At 39.1% G+C, this 17,231-nt stretch carries 16 protein-coding genes and 1 riboswitch; of the genes, 10 read left to right on the top strand and 6 right to left on the bottom strand.

Features of this window, described 5'->3' with window-relative positions:
• Positions 1–73 precede the first annotated feature (73 nt).
• Positions 74–2,164, bottom strand: a complete 2,091-nt coding sequence (locus V7659_RS06010; RefSeq protein ID WP_335538803.1) for a DNA topoisomerase III — start codon at positions 2,162–2,164, stop codon at positions 74–76.
• Between the two features lie 324 nt (positions 2,165–2,488).
• Here V7659_RS06010 and hutH point away from each other — a divergent pair, with 324 nt between their 5' ends.
• The gene (gene hutH, locus V7659_RS06005; protein ID WP_335538802.1) at positions 2,489–4,015 is read left to right on the top strand and encodes a histidine ammonia-lyase; all 1,527 of its coding nucleotides are present in this window, start codon (positions 2,489–2,491) and stop codon (positions 4,013–4,015) included.
• 44 nt (positions 4,016–4,059) lie between these two features.
• Here the strand turns inward: hutH and V7659_RS06000 are convergent, their stop codons facing one another.
• A complete protein-coding gene (locus V7659_RS06000) occupies positions 4,060–4,263 on the bottom strand; it encodes a hypothetical protein (protein WP_144552843.1) in 204 nt (67 codons plus the stop codon).
• Between the two features lie 635 nt (positions 4,264–4,898).
• A riboswitch (cyclic di-GMP riboswitch) is annotated at positions 4,899–4,986 on the top strand.
• Between the two features lie 30 nt (positions 4,987–5,016).
• Here V7659_RS06000 and V7659_RS05995 point away from each other — a divergent pair.
• On the top strand, positions 5,017–5,139 hold the full coding sequence (locus tag V7659_RS05995) for an anti-repressor SinI family protein (protein ID WP_144552845.1): 123 nt from the start codon (positions 5,017–5,019) through the stop codon (positions 5,137–5,139).
• A gap of 87 nt (positions 5,140–5,226) precedes the next feature.
• On the opposite strand, the gene V7659_RS05990 is transcribed toward V7659_RS05995, so the two are convergent.
• Complete coding sequence (locus tag V7659_RS05990) at positions 5,227–5,553, bottom strand: helix-turn-helix domain-containing protein (RefSeq protein ID WP_026564443.1); 327 nt, start codon at positions 5,551–5,553, stop codon at positions 5,227–5,229.
• Positions 5,554–5,825: 272 nt separating this feature from the next.
• Here V7659_RS05990 and map point away from each other — a divergent pair, with 272 nt between their 5' ends.
• Positions 5,826–6,575, top strand: a complete 750-nt coding sequence (map, locus tag V7659_RS05985; protein WP_335538800.1) for a type I methionyl aminopeptidase — start codon at positions 5,826–5,828, stop codon at positions 6,573–6,575.
• Between the two features lie 39 nt (positions 6,576–6,614).
• On the opposite strand, the gene V7659_RS05980 is transcribed toward map, so the two are convergent.
• Positions 6,615–6,839: a DUF1128 domain-containing protein gene (locus V7659_RS05980; RefSeq protein WP_026564441.1), complete on the bottom strand. Its 225-nt coding sequence runs from the start codon at positions 6,837–6,839 to the stop codon at positions 6,615–6,617.
• Between the two features lie 190 nt (positions 6,840–7,029).
• Between V7659_RS05980 and V7659_RS05975 the strand changes: the two genes are divergently transcribed.
• Both V7659_RS05975 and V7659_RS05970 read left to right on the top strand, forming a co-directional pair.
• Positions 7,030–7,401, top strand: a complete 372-nt coding sequence (locus tag V7659_RS05975) for a YtxH domain-containing protein (protein WP_335538798.1) — start codon at positions 7,030–7,032, stop codon at positions 7,399–7,401.
• 13 nt (positions 7,402–7,414) lie between these two features.
• Positions 7,415–8,251, top strand: coding sequence for a YihY/virulence factor BrkB family protein (locus tag V7659_RS05970; RefSeq protein WP_335538796.1), 837 nt, complete (start codon positions 7,415–7,417; stop codon positions 8,249–8,251).
• A 252-nt stretch (positions 8,252–8,503) separates the two neighbouring features.
• On the opposite strand, the gene V7659_RS05965 is transcribed toward V7659_RS05970, so the two are convergent.
• Both V7659_RS05965 and V7659_RS05960 read right to left on the bottom strand, forming a co-directional pair.
• Positions 8,504–10,417: a heavy metal translocating P-type ATPase gene (locus V7659_RS05965; protein ID WP_335538795.1), complete on the bottom strand. Its 1,914-nt coding sequence runs from the start codon at positions 10,415–10,417 to the stop codon at positions 8,504–8,506.
• 177 nt (positions 10,418–10,594) lie between these two features.
• Complete coding sequence (locus V7659_RS05960; RefSeq protein ID WP_335538793.1) at positions 10,595–11,770, bottom strand: MFS transporter; 1,176 nt, start codon at positions 11,768–11,770, stop codon at positions 10,595–10,597.
• A gap of 213 nt (positions 11,771–11,983) precedes the next feature.
• Between V7659_RS05960 and cax the strand changes: the two genes are divergently transcribed.
• The 5 genes from cax to V7659_RS05935 all read left to right on the top strand — a co-directional run bounded on the left by cax (position 11,984) and on the right by V7659_RS05935 (position 17,193).
• Positions 11,984–13,024: a calcium/proton exchanger gene (gene cax, locus V7659_RS05955; protein ID WP_335538837.1), complete on the top strand. Its 1,041-nt coding sequence runs from the start codon at positions 11,984–11,986 to the stop codon at positions 13,022–13,024.
• 388 nt (positions 13,025–13,412) lie between these two features.
• Entirely contained in the window at positions 13,413–14,030 is a 618-nt protein-coding gene (locus V7659_RS05950) for a YczE/YyaS/YitT family protein (protein ID WP_335538791.1), read from the top strand.
• 126 nt (positions 14,031–14,156) lie between these two features.
• Positions 14,157–14,927 (top strand): YfkD famly protein, encoded by a 771-nt coding sequence (locus V7659_RS05945; protein ID WP_373561737.1) that lies wholly within the window; start codon positions 14,157–14,159, stop codon positions 14,925–14,927.
• 333 nt (positions 14,928–15,260) lie between these two features.
• Positions 15,261–15,458, top strand: a complete 198-nt coding sequence (locus V7659_RS05940; protein ID WP_066251284.1) for an SE1561 family protein — start codon at positions 15,261–15,263, stop codon at positions 15,456–15,458.
• A 190-nt stretch (positions 15,459–15,648) separates the two neighbouring features.
• Complete coding sequence (locus V7659_RS05935) at positions 15,649–17,193, top strand: fumarate hydratase (protein WP_335538788.1); 1,545 nt, start codon at positions 15,649–15,651, stop codon at positions 17,191–17,193.
• Positions 17,194–17,231: the final 38 nt, after the last annotated feature.

The following is a 17,231-nucleotide window of genomic DNA, read 5'->3' as shown; positions in this document are numbered from 1 at the left end:
ACCATAATACTAGCCAAATCGAAAAACTTGCAACATAAATGGTAAGCACATCCCGAGTGCTTACCATTTATGATTATTCCTGATTGTTTAAGGCTTGTTTTAGTAAATCACCTAAGCTGGTTCCGAAATCCTCTTTTTGGGTATATTTCTGGACAAGCTTTTGTGCTTCTTTTTTATTGACCGCTTTTTTCTTGTCTTCTGCTTTTTCAACGACATTACAGCGGCGGCATTGGAAGTACGCGCCGGCTTTTCCGTTATGAATCTCCATTTTTTTATGGCATTGCGGGCAACGGCGGTTGGAAAGCTTTGGATCCTTACGTTTTCGGAAGGAACACTCTGGACTTGAGCAAACGAGAATCTTCCCTTCCTTTGTATTCCGCTCCTTTAGGAATTCGTTACATTCAGGACATCTTGAACCGGTTAAATTGTGGGCACGATAGGATTTTTCACTTTTTTTAATTTCAGAAACCAACTGCTCCGTTTGGCGGCGAATCTTTTGTAAAAAGGCTTTCGGGTCCGCCTTTCCTTTGGAGATTTTCTCTAGTTCCTGTTCCCATTTGGCCGTTAGTTCCGGTGACTTTAATTCATCATTAACAAGATCAATGAGCTGCTTGCCTTTTTTCGTTGAGTGGAAGCGTCCATTCTGTCGTTCTACGACTTCCGTTTCTACAAGTCTTTCAATAATTTCTGCTCTCGTTGCTGGCGTCCCTAGGCCAAATTTCTCCATTTGCGCCAGAACATCAGCTTCGGAATAGCGCTGCGGCGGCTCTGTCCATTTTTGGTTGATTGAACAATTTTTTACCGAAAAGGACTGACCTTGAGCTAATTTTTGCAGTCCAGTAGTCAATTGTTCCGATCCTTCTCTTCCTAACACCTTTTTAAAGCCCAATTCAATTACATTTGTTTCTTTGGCGGTAAAGGTTTCGCCTTCAACTTTAAATGTTGCCTGTATGGTTTCAAATTCATAAGTTGGTAAAAACAATGCTAAGAAACGTCTAGCAATGATGTCATAAAGTTTTCTTTCATCTGAATCAAGTTCACTAAGATTAAGTCTTTGTTCCGTTGGGATAATCGCGTGATGGTCTGTTACCTTTTCATTGTTAAAGACGCGTTTGGCGAGCACAGTCCCCTTGTTTGCAAGCAGCGGTCGAACTTCTTCTTTATACCCAGAAGCCATGCCATGCAAGCGGTCTGTCATAGTGTTCATCATATCGGTGGTTAAATAGCGTGAATCAGTTCTAGGATATGTGACCAATTTATATTGCTCATAAAGACGTTGTAAGACAGATGATGTCTTTTTCGCCGAGAAACCAAACCGCTTGTTTGCATCTCGCTGTAGTTCGGTTAAATCATAAGGCAGTGGTTGTGGCTCTGATTTTTTCTTACGGTCTATTTTATCGAGTACCGCCTTTTTACCATTTACTTTTGATTGGACGGTTTCAGCCTTTGCCTTATCGAAGATGCGCTTTTCATTGTCCCGTTCCCAATCTGTTGAAAGTGGGCCAATATCGGCTCGAATCGTCCAATATTCCTTTGGAACAAAGGCTTGAATCTGCTGTTCTCGTTCCAAAACAAGAGCAAGAGTAGGGGTCTGAACCCGTCCAGCCGAGAGTGGGTCTTTATATTTCGTTGTTAGTGCTCTTGTTACATTCAATCCGATTAACCAATCAGCTTCCGCACGGCAAACGGCCGAATGGTAGAGGTCCTCAAATTGTTTACCAGGCTTTAATTGCTTGAACCCGTCTTTAATGGCCTTATCGGTTTGCGAAGAAATCCATAATCTTTTTAAGGGCTTGTTCCACCGGATCTTTTCAAGAATCCAGCGCGCAACTAGTTCACCTTCACGACCAGCATCAGTTGCGATGATACATTCGTTAATGTCCTTCCGTTTTGCTAACGATTCAATCGCACGGAATTGATGGTTGGTTTGCTTCATGACCATCAAGCCCATTTTTTGTGGAATAATCGGTAAATCCTCTAAATTCCATGTTTTATATTTCGTGTCATAATGCTCTGGCATTTTTAATTCGATTAAGTGGCCGAGTGCCCATGTGACAATATATTGATTTCCTTCCATATAGCTTTTATGTTTTTGATTGCAGCCAAGAACACGGGCAAGTTCCCGGGCCACACTTGGCTTTTCTGCAAGTACAAGAGATTTCATATTTACTCCTTTCAGGGTACATCCATTTTAACCTTTATATAGTATAACGGAATCTCAAGAGATTTTGTAACCTAAGCCTTTTTCCTTTCATTTATTATCTTGCTAAAGTATTATCGTCCTAAAATTCTGAAAATTAAATTGACAAAAAAGCTTATCATCCCATACAATATTATCACTAAGATAGATAAAGAATGGAATGATACCCATGAGGCATCTGATAATATTCAATCAATTCATCATAAAAGAGGCTGGACTCCCAATCAAGTAGATTCGGAATCCAGCCTCTTTCTTTATTATACTACAGTGGTAGAGGAGAGAGACGATATGGTAACACTGACAGGTGGAAGTTTAACATTAGAGCAGATGAAAGATGTTTTATATCGAAAGCAAAAGGTCATGGCCTCAAGTGAGAGCTTGGAAGCAGTCAAGAAGAGTCGTGAAGCAGTTGAAAGAATTGTTTCAACATCAAAAGTAGTATATGGGATTACGACGGGATTTGGAAAGTTCAGCGACGTCCTTATTGATAAAAACCATGTTCAAGACCTCCAGCTTAATTTAATTCGCTCCCATGCATGCGGGGTTGGCGAACCATTTCCAGAAATAGTTTCCAAAGCAATGGTACTTCTACGAGCAAACGCACTCCTCAAGGGTTTTTCAGGAGTCAGACCTGTTGTCATTGAAAAGTTATTAGAGTTAGTGAATCAGGATATCATTCCTGTGATCCCGCAGCAAGGTTCCCTGGGGGCAAGTGGTGATTTAGCCCCGCTTTCACATCTTGCGTTGGTTTTAATTGGCGAAGGAGAGGTATTTTACAAAGGTAAGCAACTGGAGGCTTTTGATGCACTCCAACAAGAAGGAATTTTACCGTTAACGTTGGAGGCAAAAGAAGGTTTAGCCCTTATTAACGGGACACAAGCGATGACAGCTATGGGTGTGATTGGCTATTTGGAGGCAGAGCAGCTGGCACATGAAAGTGAGCTAATTGCTGCTATGACAATGGAAGGGTTAAATGGAATTATCGATGCATTTGCGGAAGAAGTTCATGTAGCTAGGGGTTATAAACAGCAAATTGATACGGCAGAAAGAATCCGTAGTTATTTAAATGATAGTTTATTAACTACACAGCAGGGCGAGTTACGGGTTCAAGATGCTTATTCTCTCCGCTGCATTCCACAGGTTCATGGTGCATCGTGGCAGGCTCTGGATTATGTGAAAGAAAAATTAGAAATAGAAATGAACGCAGCAACGGATAATCCGTTAATCTTTGATAATGGGGAAAAGGTGATCTCAGGGGGAAATTTTCATGGACAGCCGATTGCTTTTGCTATGGATTTTATGAAAATTGCTGTGGCTGAACTGGCGAATATTTCAGAAAGACGGATTGAAAGATTGGTTAATCCGCAGTTGAATGATTTACCAGCCTTTCTAAGTCCCGAGCCTGGCTTACAATCAGGGGCAATGATCATGCAATATGCGGCAGCAGCACTGGTATCAGAGAATAAAACGCTTGCCCATCCAGCCAGTGTTGATTCCATTCCATCCTCTGCTAATCAAGAGGATCATGTAAGTATGGGTACGATTGCTTCAAGGCATGCTTATCAAATTATCCAAAATGCACGAAGAGTTGTGGCGATTGAACTGATTTGTGCCATGCAGGCGGTGGAGATTCGCGGGATTGAAAAGATGGCCACGCATACTAGGTTATTTTACGACAAGGCCCGCGAACAGGTAAAATCTATTAAACAAGATAGGGTGTTCTCGAAGGATATTGAAAAAGCTGCTTATTGGCTAAAGTCAATCGAATTCTTGCCATTTATTAGAAATGTAAGGACCGAAAAGGGCCATTTTTAAAAATGATTTCTTAATAGGAAAAAGGCGTGAGATGCTCACGCCTTTTATTCTGTCTGATCATTTAGTAAGCGGGCAGTATCTCCACGATACTCATCTTCATTTTCCACACGATTTTTAAAAGCTTCCCGTACAACTAGGAATTCTTCGTCACCAACTGCTTCTTTCGCATGTTTTTCAACTAAAGTATCTTGTGGAAAGTTTCCTGGATGACCCTTCTTTTTATGTTCAAAATGTTCTCCGCGTGCCAATTATAACACTCCTTTCGTCTACCCAAGTATCATTCCCGAAACGGAGTGAAATAATTACTTTTTAATTAACTACACCAAAAGAAAAAGCTGAATGACAGAGGAATCCAATAAAAAAGATTCAATCTTCACCAGCTTTTTCTTGAGTGGAATCTGGTTTGTATATGCGGTCCAAAAAATACCCGGCAAACACGATAAATGCAATCGGAATAGAAAAGTTTAACACATGCATAAGGGTCATTGCACAACATCACCACCAGTATTTAGAAAATTAGTAATATTAAGAAAATTTTTATATTGTTTACATTATATGCTAATTGTCACAATTTAGACAAATATTTAACGTATATATTGGGAAAATCCTTTGGTTTTGGTTAAGGAAATGAATAAAAAGCAGGGGATTTCTTCCAAAAGTTCACTCTTTTGACAGAGAGTATTTTGATTGTAAGTATAAAATAGGATTTTTTTGTAGATATATGGGATAATTTGTTAGAATAAGTTGTGTGAAAATTTAATCAATACGACAAATTACAACAACCTACTAAAATAGCACTAGATATAATATCAATGTAGATTAAGTAAATCGACCTATCAAAACTAAAAAGAAATGCTAATTCAGTGACTTAAGTTTTAGTAATGTCAGAAAAAGGCAAACCTGTTGAAAAGCAGGGACGCAAAGCCGAGGATCTAAGGCAGGTTTCTTGCTATGATGGCCGGGCTACCTGGAATACATAATGTATTTTAGGGGTGAGTAAAATGGTTATTACAAAAAGTGAAGTAGAAGTAATCGATCAGGAATGGATGGCACTCATATTAGAAGCAAAGGACCTGGGGTTATCCATAGAAGCAGTTCGTGATTTCTTGGTCAACGAAAGATGAGCAGAATCATCATATTCGTACATAAAATAAAAAGCATTCTACAAAAGTAACTTTTTTGTAGAATGCTTTTCTTTTTAATAAGATTGTTTATTTATCGTTTTGATTAATTCGCCACTTGTTAAATTCGAGGAAATCCCTAAATTGTTCCTTAGAAACGCCAGAATTCATTGCGTCCTTGACTAAATTCATCCAATCAATATCTAATTCCTCTTTATTGATTTCTTCATGTATCAAGTGATCCACAGGAATATTTAAAACAACAGCGATTTTTTCTAGGAACTTTATAGAAGGATTCTCTTGTTTATTATTTTCAAGGTTACTTAAATAAGATTTAGCCACACCTGCTTGAGCAGCAAGTTCGGATAGCGACATTTTTCTATCTAAGCGAAATTTTTTTACGCGATCACCAATCATTAGTCTCACACCCAATTATTATTCACTCTACGTTAATTCTATCAAAAAGAATAAAAAAGCACCATATTAAGAACAAAGAAATAAGGCGAAAATATGAACTTTAAGAAAATAATTATGTAAAAGTATTTTTGAAAAAATACCAGGATAGAGTTAATATTAAAAGTGTTGCCTATTACGGCATGTTGTATAATTCTTTAGAGGTATGTTTTTAGTCGAATAACAATTTTGATTTGCATACATAAAAATAAATAAAAAGGAAGGGGACCCACAAAATGATTGTCCTAAAATCACAACGTGAAATAGAAGCAATGAAGAGAGCAGGGGAAATTCTTGCTGCTTGTCATAAAGAAATAGCTAAATTGATTAAACCAGGTATTACCACTTGGGAAATTGATGTCTTTGTGGAAGAATTTCTTAAGAAAAAAGGTGCGACACCAGAACAAAAAGGTTATAAAGGCTATGAGTATGCTACATGTGCGAGTATAAATGACGAAATCTGCCATGGCTTTCCAAGAAAAGAACCTTTAAATGAAGGGGATATTGTGACGGTAGACATGGTTGTTAATTACAACGGTGCGCTAGCGGATTCTGCCTGGTCATATGCAGTTGGGGATGTATCAGAGGAAACTGAGCGTTTATTAAAAGTCACAAAGGAAGCACTGTATAAAGGGATTGAACAAGCGGTTGTCGGTAATCGAATCGGAGACATAGGGCACGCAATTCAAAAATATGTTGAAAGCGAAGGATTTTCGGTTGTGCGTGACTTTATTGGCCACGGAATTGGCGCAGTAATTCATGAGAAACCGGATGTTCCTCATTATGGGCTGCCAGGGAAAGGTGCAAGAATCAAGGAGGGTATGGTCTTTACGATCGAGCCCATGGTTAACGTAGGACGATACCAAACAAAAATGGATTTCAATGGCTGGACGGCACGAACGATTGATGGGAAGTATTCAGCGCAATACGAACATACCCTTGCCGTTACCAAAGAGGGAACAATCATCTTAACTGAACAAGATTAATAAAGTGAAAACCCGTTATGTGCATAACGGGTTTTCATTTTATTTCTTTCGAAGGCTCCCAAGCTCTTCAACTAATGCTTGCATTTCATTTGGACTAAACGAATTCTTTCGTTGGACCATATCATAAATCTCTTTCAGTTCCTCGTACATTTCTTCATCAAAGTGTGAAGGTTTAATTGCACCAAGGTTCAAGACTTTTAATTTTTCCTTTATTTGTTCAATCATATATTCGACATTTTCAATCGACTTTTCAGATAAGTTCATTTCGGTCATCCTTTCCGAATTATTATGTTCATCTTTTCATGTAAGAAATTATATGTCAATAAAAAAATCATTAAAAGAGAATCTGGACTTGCATGGACTCCGTCTATCAAGGAAAATAAAAATATGCAGGTTTTGGTATTTTTTACATGGGGTACTATTGATAATAACAAGGATAAAAGGAGACGTTAACATGACACAGAAAAACCAATTTTGGCGCGGAATGATACTTGGAGCCATTGCAGGCGGGGCTATTAGCCTTTTAGATAAACAAACACGTGAAGTGATGAAAGCAAATGTACAAAAAACCACATCAAAGGTAACCTATGTTTTTAGGAATCCCGGTGAAATTGCAGAGAAAGTAAAGGAAACAGCTGAAAAGGTAAAGACAACTGTAAGGCAGGTGAACGAAGATATCTCCTTTATCACAGATAAGGTGGAAGAATTACGCGATTTAACACCACAGGTAACTGATATGGTAAAAGAAACGATGGATACTTTCTCGAAGAGTGACGAAGCACTTATTTTAGAAGAAGTGTTAGGAGAAGACAAAAAGACTTATTAAAAGGAGGATGGACATGGAAAAGGTAGGGAATGTCCGCTCGTCTTTACTAAGATTACTTTGGCATCGGGTCGATGAAGATGATCTGCCAGGCTTAAGTGCGCAGTTGGCTTATTATTTTCTATTGTCCCTATTTCCGCTCCTGATTGTTCTATTTACACTCCTTCCCTATTTTCCGATTCCACATCAGGATATGCTCGGAGTAGTGAGAGATTTTGCACCAGTCGAGGCAATGGATTTAATTGAAAAAAATGTTCATGATATCATGAACCATCGGAATGGCGGGTTGCTTTCGTTCGGGATCATTGGCACGATTTGGTCAGCATCGAACGGAATTAATGCGATCGTCAAGGCATTTAATAAGGCATACAATGTCAAGGAAAGCCGTTCATTTATTGTTTCTAGAGGGATGGCAATATTATTAACATTTGGGATGATCTTCGTATTAATTCTCGCTATTGTTCTCCCCGTGTTCGGCAGAGAAATAGGTATTTTTTTATTTTCTCAATTGGGCTACACGACAGAATTTATTAAGCTGTGGAATACATTAAGTTGGCTCGTTAGTGCGATTATTTTGTTCCTTATTTTTACAGGATTGTATTGGATTGCACCAAATGTAAAATTAAAATGCCGCAGTGCCTTTCCGGGTGCCGCTTTTGCAACAATTGGCTGGATTGTTTCCTCGATTGGATTAACGTTTTACGTAGGAAATATAAGTAATTATTCTCTTACATATGGGAGTATCGGGGCAATTATTGTCTTAATGATTTGGTTATATATATCGGCATTTATTATTATTTTAGGTGGAGAAATAAATGCCTTTTATAGTGAAAAAAATCGCAAGAATTGCTAATAGTTACCTTCATGAAACTTCGCAATCTGTTCAAACTAAGGTGGCAGGATACTTTCACCAAGGAGGTTCTTATTATGACAAAGAAAACTAAAAAAGATGGCGGTACCAAGCAAAAAGGCAAAGGAAGTAAAGGAAACAAAACTTCCGGTTCAGCAAACGGTTCAAACGGCTATCACTAATGAGCTTTCCCTCATATAAAATAAAACCGGATGAATGTTCATCCGGTTTTTCAATCCAGCTCGGCTTTTTGTATTATTTAAGCAATCGCAGACTGTTAAGAATGACTAAAATTGTACTGCCTTCATGACCAATGACTCCAAATGGCAAATCAAGGATCTGAAAGAAGTTTGACGAAATCAAAATCATGATAACTGTTATTGAGAAAATAACATTCTGTTTAATGATTTTATTCATTCGCTTCGAAAGATCAATGGCCTCAGCAATGCGTGGTAAATCATTTTTCATTAAGACAATATCTGCAGTTTCAAGAGCAACGTCTGTTCCGCCACCCATGGCAATACCAACATTAGCGATAGCAAGTGCAGGGGCATCGTTGATTCCGTCACCTACCATTGCCACGGTTTCATATTTTGTTTTTAACTTCTTTAGTTTTTCGACTTTTACCTCAGGTAAGCATTCCGCGAAAAATTCATCAACATGGCTTTCCGAGGCGATTGCGCGTGCAGTTTTTTCACTATCACCAGTCAGCATGACTGTACGGATCCCTTGCTTTTTCAGGTGATCAATCGCAAGTTTGGTCTCCTCACGAACAACGTCCTTCATCGCGATTACCGCAGATAACTCGCCATCAATTTCAATAAATACTAGCGTATTGCCTTGACTAGCGAGTTCTTTAATCTTTCCACCGGCAAACTCTTCGATCGGTCCTTGGTCTACAAACGCTGCTTTACCAATCTTCCAATTCTCACCGTTAATGGTGGCCTTTACACCCCATCCAGGTATATCTTCCAGACTGTCCGGATGGAGGAGTTCTTTGTTAAGGTTTGATTTTACATATTTCACAATTGCCGTTGCAAGCGGATGGTTAGAATGGCTTTCAATCGATGCTGCCTTCCAAATCAGGGTATCCCTATCAAGACCATCCTTTACAATCACTTCCGTTACTTCCGGGTTGCCTTTTGTCAATGTACCGGTTTTATCAAATGCAATGGCACCCAAATGGCTTAAATTCTCTAGGTGCACCCCGCCTTTTACCAGGATTCCACGTTTTGCTCCATTGGAGATGGCCGATAATGTAGCAGGCATGATGGAAGCAACAAGGGCACAAGGAGAAGCAACCACCAATAAAATCATCGCCCGATAAAAGGCTTCTTGCCAACTCCAGCCTAAGATAAAGTGCGGAAGAAAAAACATCAATAAAACAACAGAAAGGACTACTTTAACATAGGTTCCTTCAAAACGTTCAATGAATTGTTGTGAAGGAGATTTTTCGCTTTGAGCTGATTGTACGAGCTGAATGATCTTTTGAAAAAGAGTGTCATGGCTCGCTTTTGTTACTTGGACAGTAATTGAGCCTGTCATGTTAACAGTTCCTGCAAAAACATCTTCCCTATCGCCTTTAGATACAGGCATAGATTCGCCAGTAATTGCAGCCTCGTCAATATTGGTTTGTCCTTTGATAATCATCCCGTCAGAAGGAATGCGCTCACCGGGCTTTATTAGAATCAAATCCCCGACATGAAGCACTGAAACAGGAACTCTCTTTTCACTGCCATCTGATATGAGCAAAGCCTCTTCTGGCTGCAGTTTCATTAAAGATGAGATTTCTTTATGACTTTTGTTCATTGTATAGGTTTCGAGTGCTCCGCTTACTGCAAAAATAAAGATTAACATGGCACCTTCTGTCCAGTATCCAATAATGGCCGATCCTATAGCTGCAAAGATCATTAACATTTCCACGTTCAGTTCCTTATTTTCATAGGTAGCCTCAATACCTTCTTTTGCCTTGGCAAAACCACCAATTACAAATGCTAGCAGATAAGCAATAATGGAATCTGCGCCATTTCCGTACTTATCAAATAACCAGCCAGCTGCAATAAAACCACCGCTTAGGCCTGCTGCAATTAGTTCTGCATGTGGTTTGATTTTTTCGAATAGACCTAATTTGTTTATACTCTTTGTTAGCGCCTTTGCTTCGGAACTCACTAATTTTCCCCCCTCCGATTGCTAATTGATAAGAATAATCAAAGTCAATACCCTTAAAAAATACGAAAGCTGTCATCAAAAGGATGACAGCACAGTCTTTATAAGGTTTCTATTTATGTTTATCATACCACATATTTTATTCGTAAGATATGAATTTGCTCCATAATAATCCATTTACTAACTTTGTTGCTCGAATACCAAATTAGTCTTCTTACCAAATGTGAAGATGATAATGGATAAGGTTAAGAGCATCGTACTAATGATATAGAAGAAACTCACATTTTCAACGAATTTAATAAACAAACCGCCGATGATGGGTCCGCTTAAACTGCCGAGACTGAAAAAAATACCACATAATAAATTTCCGGTCGGAAGTAGAGTTTTTGGAAGTAAGTCTGTCATGTAGCTGATACCCAGCGAGAATGTTGAGCCGACAATCATTCCAGAAATAAGGAAAACCACAAACAGTCCAATAAAAGAGTGTTCAAGAAAGATGGCGGCTGTAAAGCTAATAAATCCAAGAAAAAGTATCGACATTAAGATATTTCGCCGCCCATACTTATCACTCAAAATTCCTAAAGGAAGTGAGGTAATAATACTGCCGGCGGCGAATGCAGTCAACAACATGGAAACATTGGTAACGTTTATATCCATTCTCAAGGCATAGACAGGAAAACTGCCATTTAAGGAGGATTCTAAAAATCCATAAGAAAACGGCGGAAGGAAAGCAACCCATCCATATTTTAAAGCCTTCTTAAACTGTTTGATAGTTGATAGGAAGGAATTGATACCAGCTTCTTGTTCAGGTCGTTCGTTTTTTAGCATAAATACAAAAATCCAGCCAATAAAACAAAGGATCGAGGAGACAATAAAAGGCAGAGATTGATTTACATTTACTAATGGTGTCATAAGTGGCCCGCTGGCAAAACCAATTCCAAAAAATAATCCATATAGAGAAATATTTCGTCCTCGCTTATCAGCAGGAGCTGATGAGGTAATCCAAGTCTGTGTGGCGAAATGGAGGGAATGGTCACCTATTCCAATTAGTACCCGGAGGGCAAACCAAAACCAAAACGTCTCCCAGAGAGGAAATAAAGCTAGTGAAACGATGACGAGTCCGCCGCCATAAATAATCACTGGTTTATAACCGTATTTTCTAAGAGGCATTTCCATGAAAGGAGACACAAGGAGAATTCCGATATAAAGTGCGGTCGCATTTAAACCATTTAATGAAGGGGATACCCCACTTTTCTCAAAAATTACAGCGATGAGAGGCAGCAACATTCCTTGCGAAAACCCAGAAATCGCAACGATACTAACAAGGATCCAAAACCGCAGATTAGTTTTATTCATAGAACTTCCTCAATTCTACAATTTTCATTCAATAAAGATTAAATAGTTCCTAAATAATGGTAACCGAGAAAACCGTCCTTTTGCAAGAGAAAGTTCTGACCCTAGACAATCATCCTGATTTTAGGTAAATTAAGGAACAAAAGGAAAGGTCTAAAAGAAAATATCCTCGTTAGATTATAAGAAATTGGAGGGAATACGGTGAACAGGATTTTTATGCTTATGACATTCATTGGGGTGCCGCTGTCCGTTATTGGCTCACTGATGCATTGGTCAAATATTGTCTTATTTATTATCTATTGCTTAACGATCGTTGCGCTAGCTAGTTACATGGGAAGGGCAACTGAAAGTTTAGCGATAGTGGCAGGACCGCGGATTGGCGGACTTTTAAATGCAACCTTTGGAAATGCAGTTGAACTTATTATTTCAATCTTTTCGTTGAAGGCAGGGCTTGTTGGAATTGTTCTCGCCTCACTAACAGGTTCCGTGTTAGGAAATTTACTACTTGTAGCAGGGCTTTCATTTTTTATAGGAGGCTTAAAATTTAAGCGCCAATCATTTAATGTCTACGATGCCAGACATAATTCGGGGCTGTTAATGTTTGCAGTTATCATTGCCTTTGTCATTCCTGAAGTTTTTTCGATTAATATGAACGAGACAAAAACTCTTTCCTTAAGTATTGGGATTTCAGTAATTTTGATCATCCTTTATCTGGCTGCTTTATTTTTTAAGTTGGTAACACATCGAGGGGTATACCAGCCTAGTACCGAAAAAGTCGCACATGAAGAAGAAGAACCAGAATGGGGAAAAGGGAGAGCCATTGCCGTTCTATTCATTGCAACAATAGCAGTCGCTTACATCTCCGAGCACCTAGTCCATACTTTTGAGTATGTAGGAGAAACACTTGGTTGGTCTGAATTGTTTATCGGTGTCATTATCGTGGCTATAGTAGGGAATGCAGCCGAACATGCATCGGCCATTGTCATGGCATTTAAAAACAAAATGGATATTGCAGTTGAAATCGCGATTGGTTCTACATTGCAGGTGGCCATGTTCGTATTACCAGTTCTTGTGCTTGTCTCACTTTTCTTTGACACCACCATGCCACTGCTATTTAGCTGGCAAGAGTTAATTGCGATGGTGTCATCAGTGCTCCTTATGGTTGTTATCTCCAACGACGGTGAATCCAATTGGTTCGAAGGGTTAACACTACTCGCTGCCTATTTGATTATGGGAATTGGCTTCTACTTACTCTAGTTATTGTAAAAAATAAAGACTCTAAGCCCGGTGGCATAGAGTCTTTATTATTAAATTTAAGTTTCTTTTCCATTCTTCAATGTACGGGGTTAATCGTCAAGCTTGCGCTATTATGATAAAATAACCATTTAGTAGGGTAAAATCAATCGCTTTTCTTTGGGCCATCAATCACCAACCTTCATGTTTATTTAGATACATGAACACGAGTGTTGAATCTCATATAAGACGGGAATCCCAACCTCCTTATGGATAATAAGTTATGGAAGCAGATTGATTACGGCCCTCCTTTATTGATAAGTTAAGTTTATTATAGTATTTAATTTTAATTTTGTAAATGTTCTGAATATTACATTTGTGTTACTTTTTTCTTAACTTTAAGGAGCCACTAATGAGACTATTAATTCGGTTTTTATTTTTTATTTTTGGACTTACTATTATGACTTTTGGTGTCTGTATGACCATTGAAGTGGCGGATATTGGTGTTGGTGCATGGGATGCTCTTAATGTCGCCTTAACTGAAAAGGTAGGTTTATCAGTAGGAAAATGGGTAATGATTGATGGGGCTTTTTTAGTCATAGTGGTATCACTCTTATTAAAGAAAAAGCCCGATCTTCTTTCGCTTCTAACGATTATAATCATAGGTTCATTAGTTGATTTTTGGTTAGGAACTGTTTTTGATTTATTTCAAGTCAATCAACTTATCCCTAAAATAGCTATGCTATTAGTAGGAATCTTGATTATCGGATTTGGTGCAGCAATATACATTCAGGCAAAATTCCCACAAAGTCCCATTGATAATTTTATGTTAGCCATTAAAGAACGTTTTCGAGTTAATTTAATGGTGGCCAAAACCATTGGAGAGATTACAGCATTGATTCCTGCCTTTTTACTACATGGACCTATCTCATACGGTACGATTATCATTACATTCACTGTAGGACCTGCAATCCAATTGTTCTTTCCATTTTTTGAAAAATTAATGTTGCGACTACAAACGAAATATTGAAATTACTTGCTGAGATGGATAAAAATAATCAACTCCGAAAAAACTATTAGCAGACTGATTATGCTATTAGTGAAAGGAGTTTAACTCGTGAAGAAAAATGTCACTATCTTGATGACACTGCTATTAATGTTAACTTTTATTCCCTCAGCCTTCGCACAAAAGGGTCAAGCGCAAAAAGTTTCGGTAAAATATCAAGTCCCAGCTTCGGTTCGAAATATTACCAAGGAGAATACCTATCCAAATTCAACACAGGATCTGCCATTATTACAACCAAGTGATTTAACTAAAAAGTTGATTAACTCATCAAAGGTGAAAATCGAAAACCCTGATCTAATCCGGATGCTAAATGAATCGAGTATCAATAGCACACCTTTTGCGATTGGATATCGTGCGATCGTCTATTTAGGTCAGTGGCCCTTAAATTACGAATCATCGGAAACCTCTCCAAACTGGGAGTTCCAAAAAATTAACACCAATTATTTTGATAATCGCGGCGGCAAAGTGCCCTATCAAATCAAGTATGTTCAGGAGTCCCAAAAGATTATCAGAGGCGGGCTGACGGCTAAAATTGCGAGTGCAGAAGCGGTGAAAAAAATGATGCTTTTAAAAGCGATGGAAAAAACACATCTTCCCCTTGCATTCGATACGATTATTGGTGCTGGCACAAAGAATGACCATATTTATAACATTCCACCGAACCGGTTGGGCTACTTATATGCCTATGCACCAGGTGTGAATGAAAAAGGTAAAGTAACCTACGGTGAAGTCTATTTAATGCTAAAAGGCAGCAAAAAGTTTATCGTAATTAAAAATGTAACGTCTCAAGGAATCGGTGCATGGATCCCGGTTCAAGATTATGTTTCCTTTGGATTTGCAGCGTCAGAACGACCACGCTAAATGCGGACTCCTGGTTCCAGGAGTCTTTTTATTTTTGTCTCTGTTAAGGATGCTGTTGATTTTATAGCAAGTTGATTGGAACGTAAGGAACGAAGACTCCTCGAAAATGCTTTCGCATTTCCTTCGTGCGTGGGCCGATTCAAAGAAGCAAATTCAATGTCCTGCGGGAGGACGGGGCAGGGGAGNNNGCGAACCGCTTGTGCCTGAAGTGGAAATCAACAGCCAGTATAACAGAGCCTTATTTTTAAAAAATTGGGCAAAATATTATTAATCGATTGTCAAAGCAGCAATTTTTCGATAGGATGAGAACGTTAGCGAAAGGAGTGAAACAACTTGGGTAGTCCGATTGAAGATAAAAATACACAAGTGAATTTTTTAAAACAACGCTTAAACATGTTCATTGATGTCCTCGATGCCATTGATCCAGAAGATACGGATCTTGAAGATATTGACCGCTTAATTTCGATGTTAGATGATATGGAATCTAAATGTAGAGAATTTAATAACCGTGAAGTGAGTGAGTCTGTTTAATCAACAGGCTCTTTTTAATGGGGATATGGAGGTAAAATCCAATATTTACATGGGGATTTCCTCGATTATACTGGCAGCGGTTGCAACCTAATCCTTTAATTCTAGAGGTTATAGGAGTATAATATAAGCGTGCAAAAAATTGTAAAATTGAAAAATATTAATGGGGAACATGGGGAGAGGGGTACTCGAATTGAATATTTCTAAATTTCAAGAAAGCATGTACAAGCTAGTCGTTGAAACATCAACAAAACTTCCTAAGGACGTCCGCCGAGCTGTTAAACGGGCTAAGGAAAATGAAAATGCGGGAACAAGTGCCGCAATGAGCCTTGCGACAATCACAAATAATATCAAAATGGCAGACGATCAAGTGTCACCCATCTGTCAGGACACAGGTTTACCAACCTTTAAAATTAAAACGCCAGTGGGTGTGAATCAATTAGAAATTAAAGAAGCGATTCGTAATGCCATTGTGTTGGCAACAAAAGAAGGGAAGCTTCGCCCGAACTCCGTCGATTCCCTAACTGGTGAAAACAGTGGCGACAATCTTGGTGCAGGCGTACCTGTTATCAAATTTGACCAATGGGAAAAAGATTATATCGACGTTCGTCTGATTTTAAAAGGCGGCGGTTGTGAAAATAAAAACATTCAATACAGCCTTCCATGTGAATTAGATGGATTAGGCCGTGCCGGACGTGACCTTGATGGAATCCGTAAATGCATCATGCACTCCGTCTATCAGGCTCAAGGTCAAGGCTGTAGCGCTGGCTTTATCGGTGTTGGTATTGGCGGCGACCGTTCTTCTGGATACGATTTAGCGAAAGAACAGTTATTCCGTTCTGTGGAAGATGTGAACCCAAATGAAGACCTTCGTAAGTTAGAAGAGTATGTAATGGAAAACGCTAATAAATTAGGAATCGGTACGATGGGCTTCGGTGGTGAAGCAACCCTTTTAGGCTGTAAAGTTGGAGTCATGAACCGTATTCCTGCAAGTTTCTATGTGTCTGTTGCCTACAATTGCTGGGCATTCCGTCGTTTAGGTGTGAGTGTAAACGCGGAGACTGGTGAAATCAACGAATGGATGTATCAAGATGGGGAATTCATTGATTTTGCTGAAGGAGAAGCAGCGGTGCAGGAAACGGCAGCTACATCTGAAGGGGTTATCACTTTAGAGGCGCCAATTTCTGAAGAACAAATCCGTTCTCTTAAAGTAGGCGATGTCGTTCAAATTAACGGTATGATGTACACTGGCCGTGATGCAATTCATAAATATTTAAGCGATCATGACGCACCAGTGGATTTAAATGGACAAGTTATTTATCATTGCGGTCCGGTTATGTTAAAGGACGAGGCCGGTGCTTGGCATGTTAAAGCGGCTGGGCCAACAACAAGTATTCGTGAGGAGCCTTACCAAGGTGATATCATGAAGAAGTTCGGCATCCGTGCTGTCATCGGTAAAGGCGGTATGGGACCGAAGACGTTAGCTGCATTGGAAGAACATGGCGGCGTATACTTAAATGCAATTGGCGGAGCTGCTCAGTATTATGCAGATTGCATCAAATCTGTTGAAGGTGTCGATTTAATGCAATTTGGTATTCCAGAAGCGATGTGGCACCTGCGTGTAGAAGGCTTTACGGCAGTAGTTACAATGGACTCACACGGAAACAGCCTGCATGCTGACGTGGATAAATCTTCATTAGAGAAGTTAGCAGCGTTTAAGGAACCGGTTTTTAAATAGAGTTTTTGTGGGATAGACGCGAGGGTCGCGTCTATCCT

The organism is Neobacillus drentensis, assembly GCF_036966985.1.
GTDB lineage: Bacteria > Bacillota > Bacilli > Bacillales > Cytobacillaceae > Neobacillus > Neobacillus drentensis_E.
The sequence above is the reverse complement of the archived record's forward strand: the minus strand, read 5'-3'. Positions and strand labels throughout refer to the sequence as shown.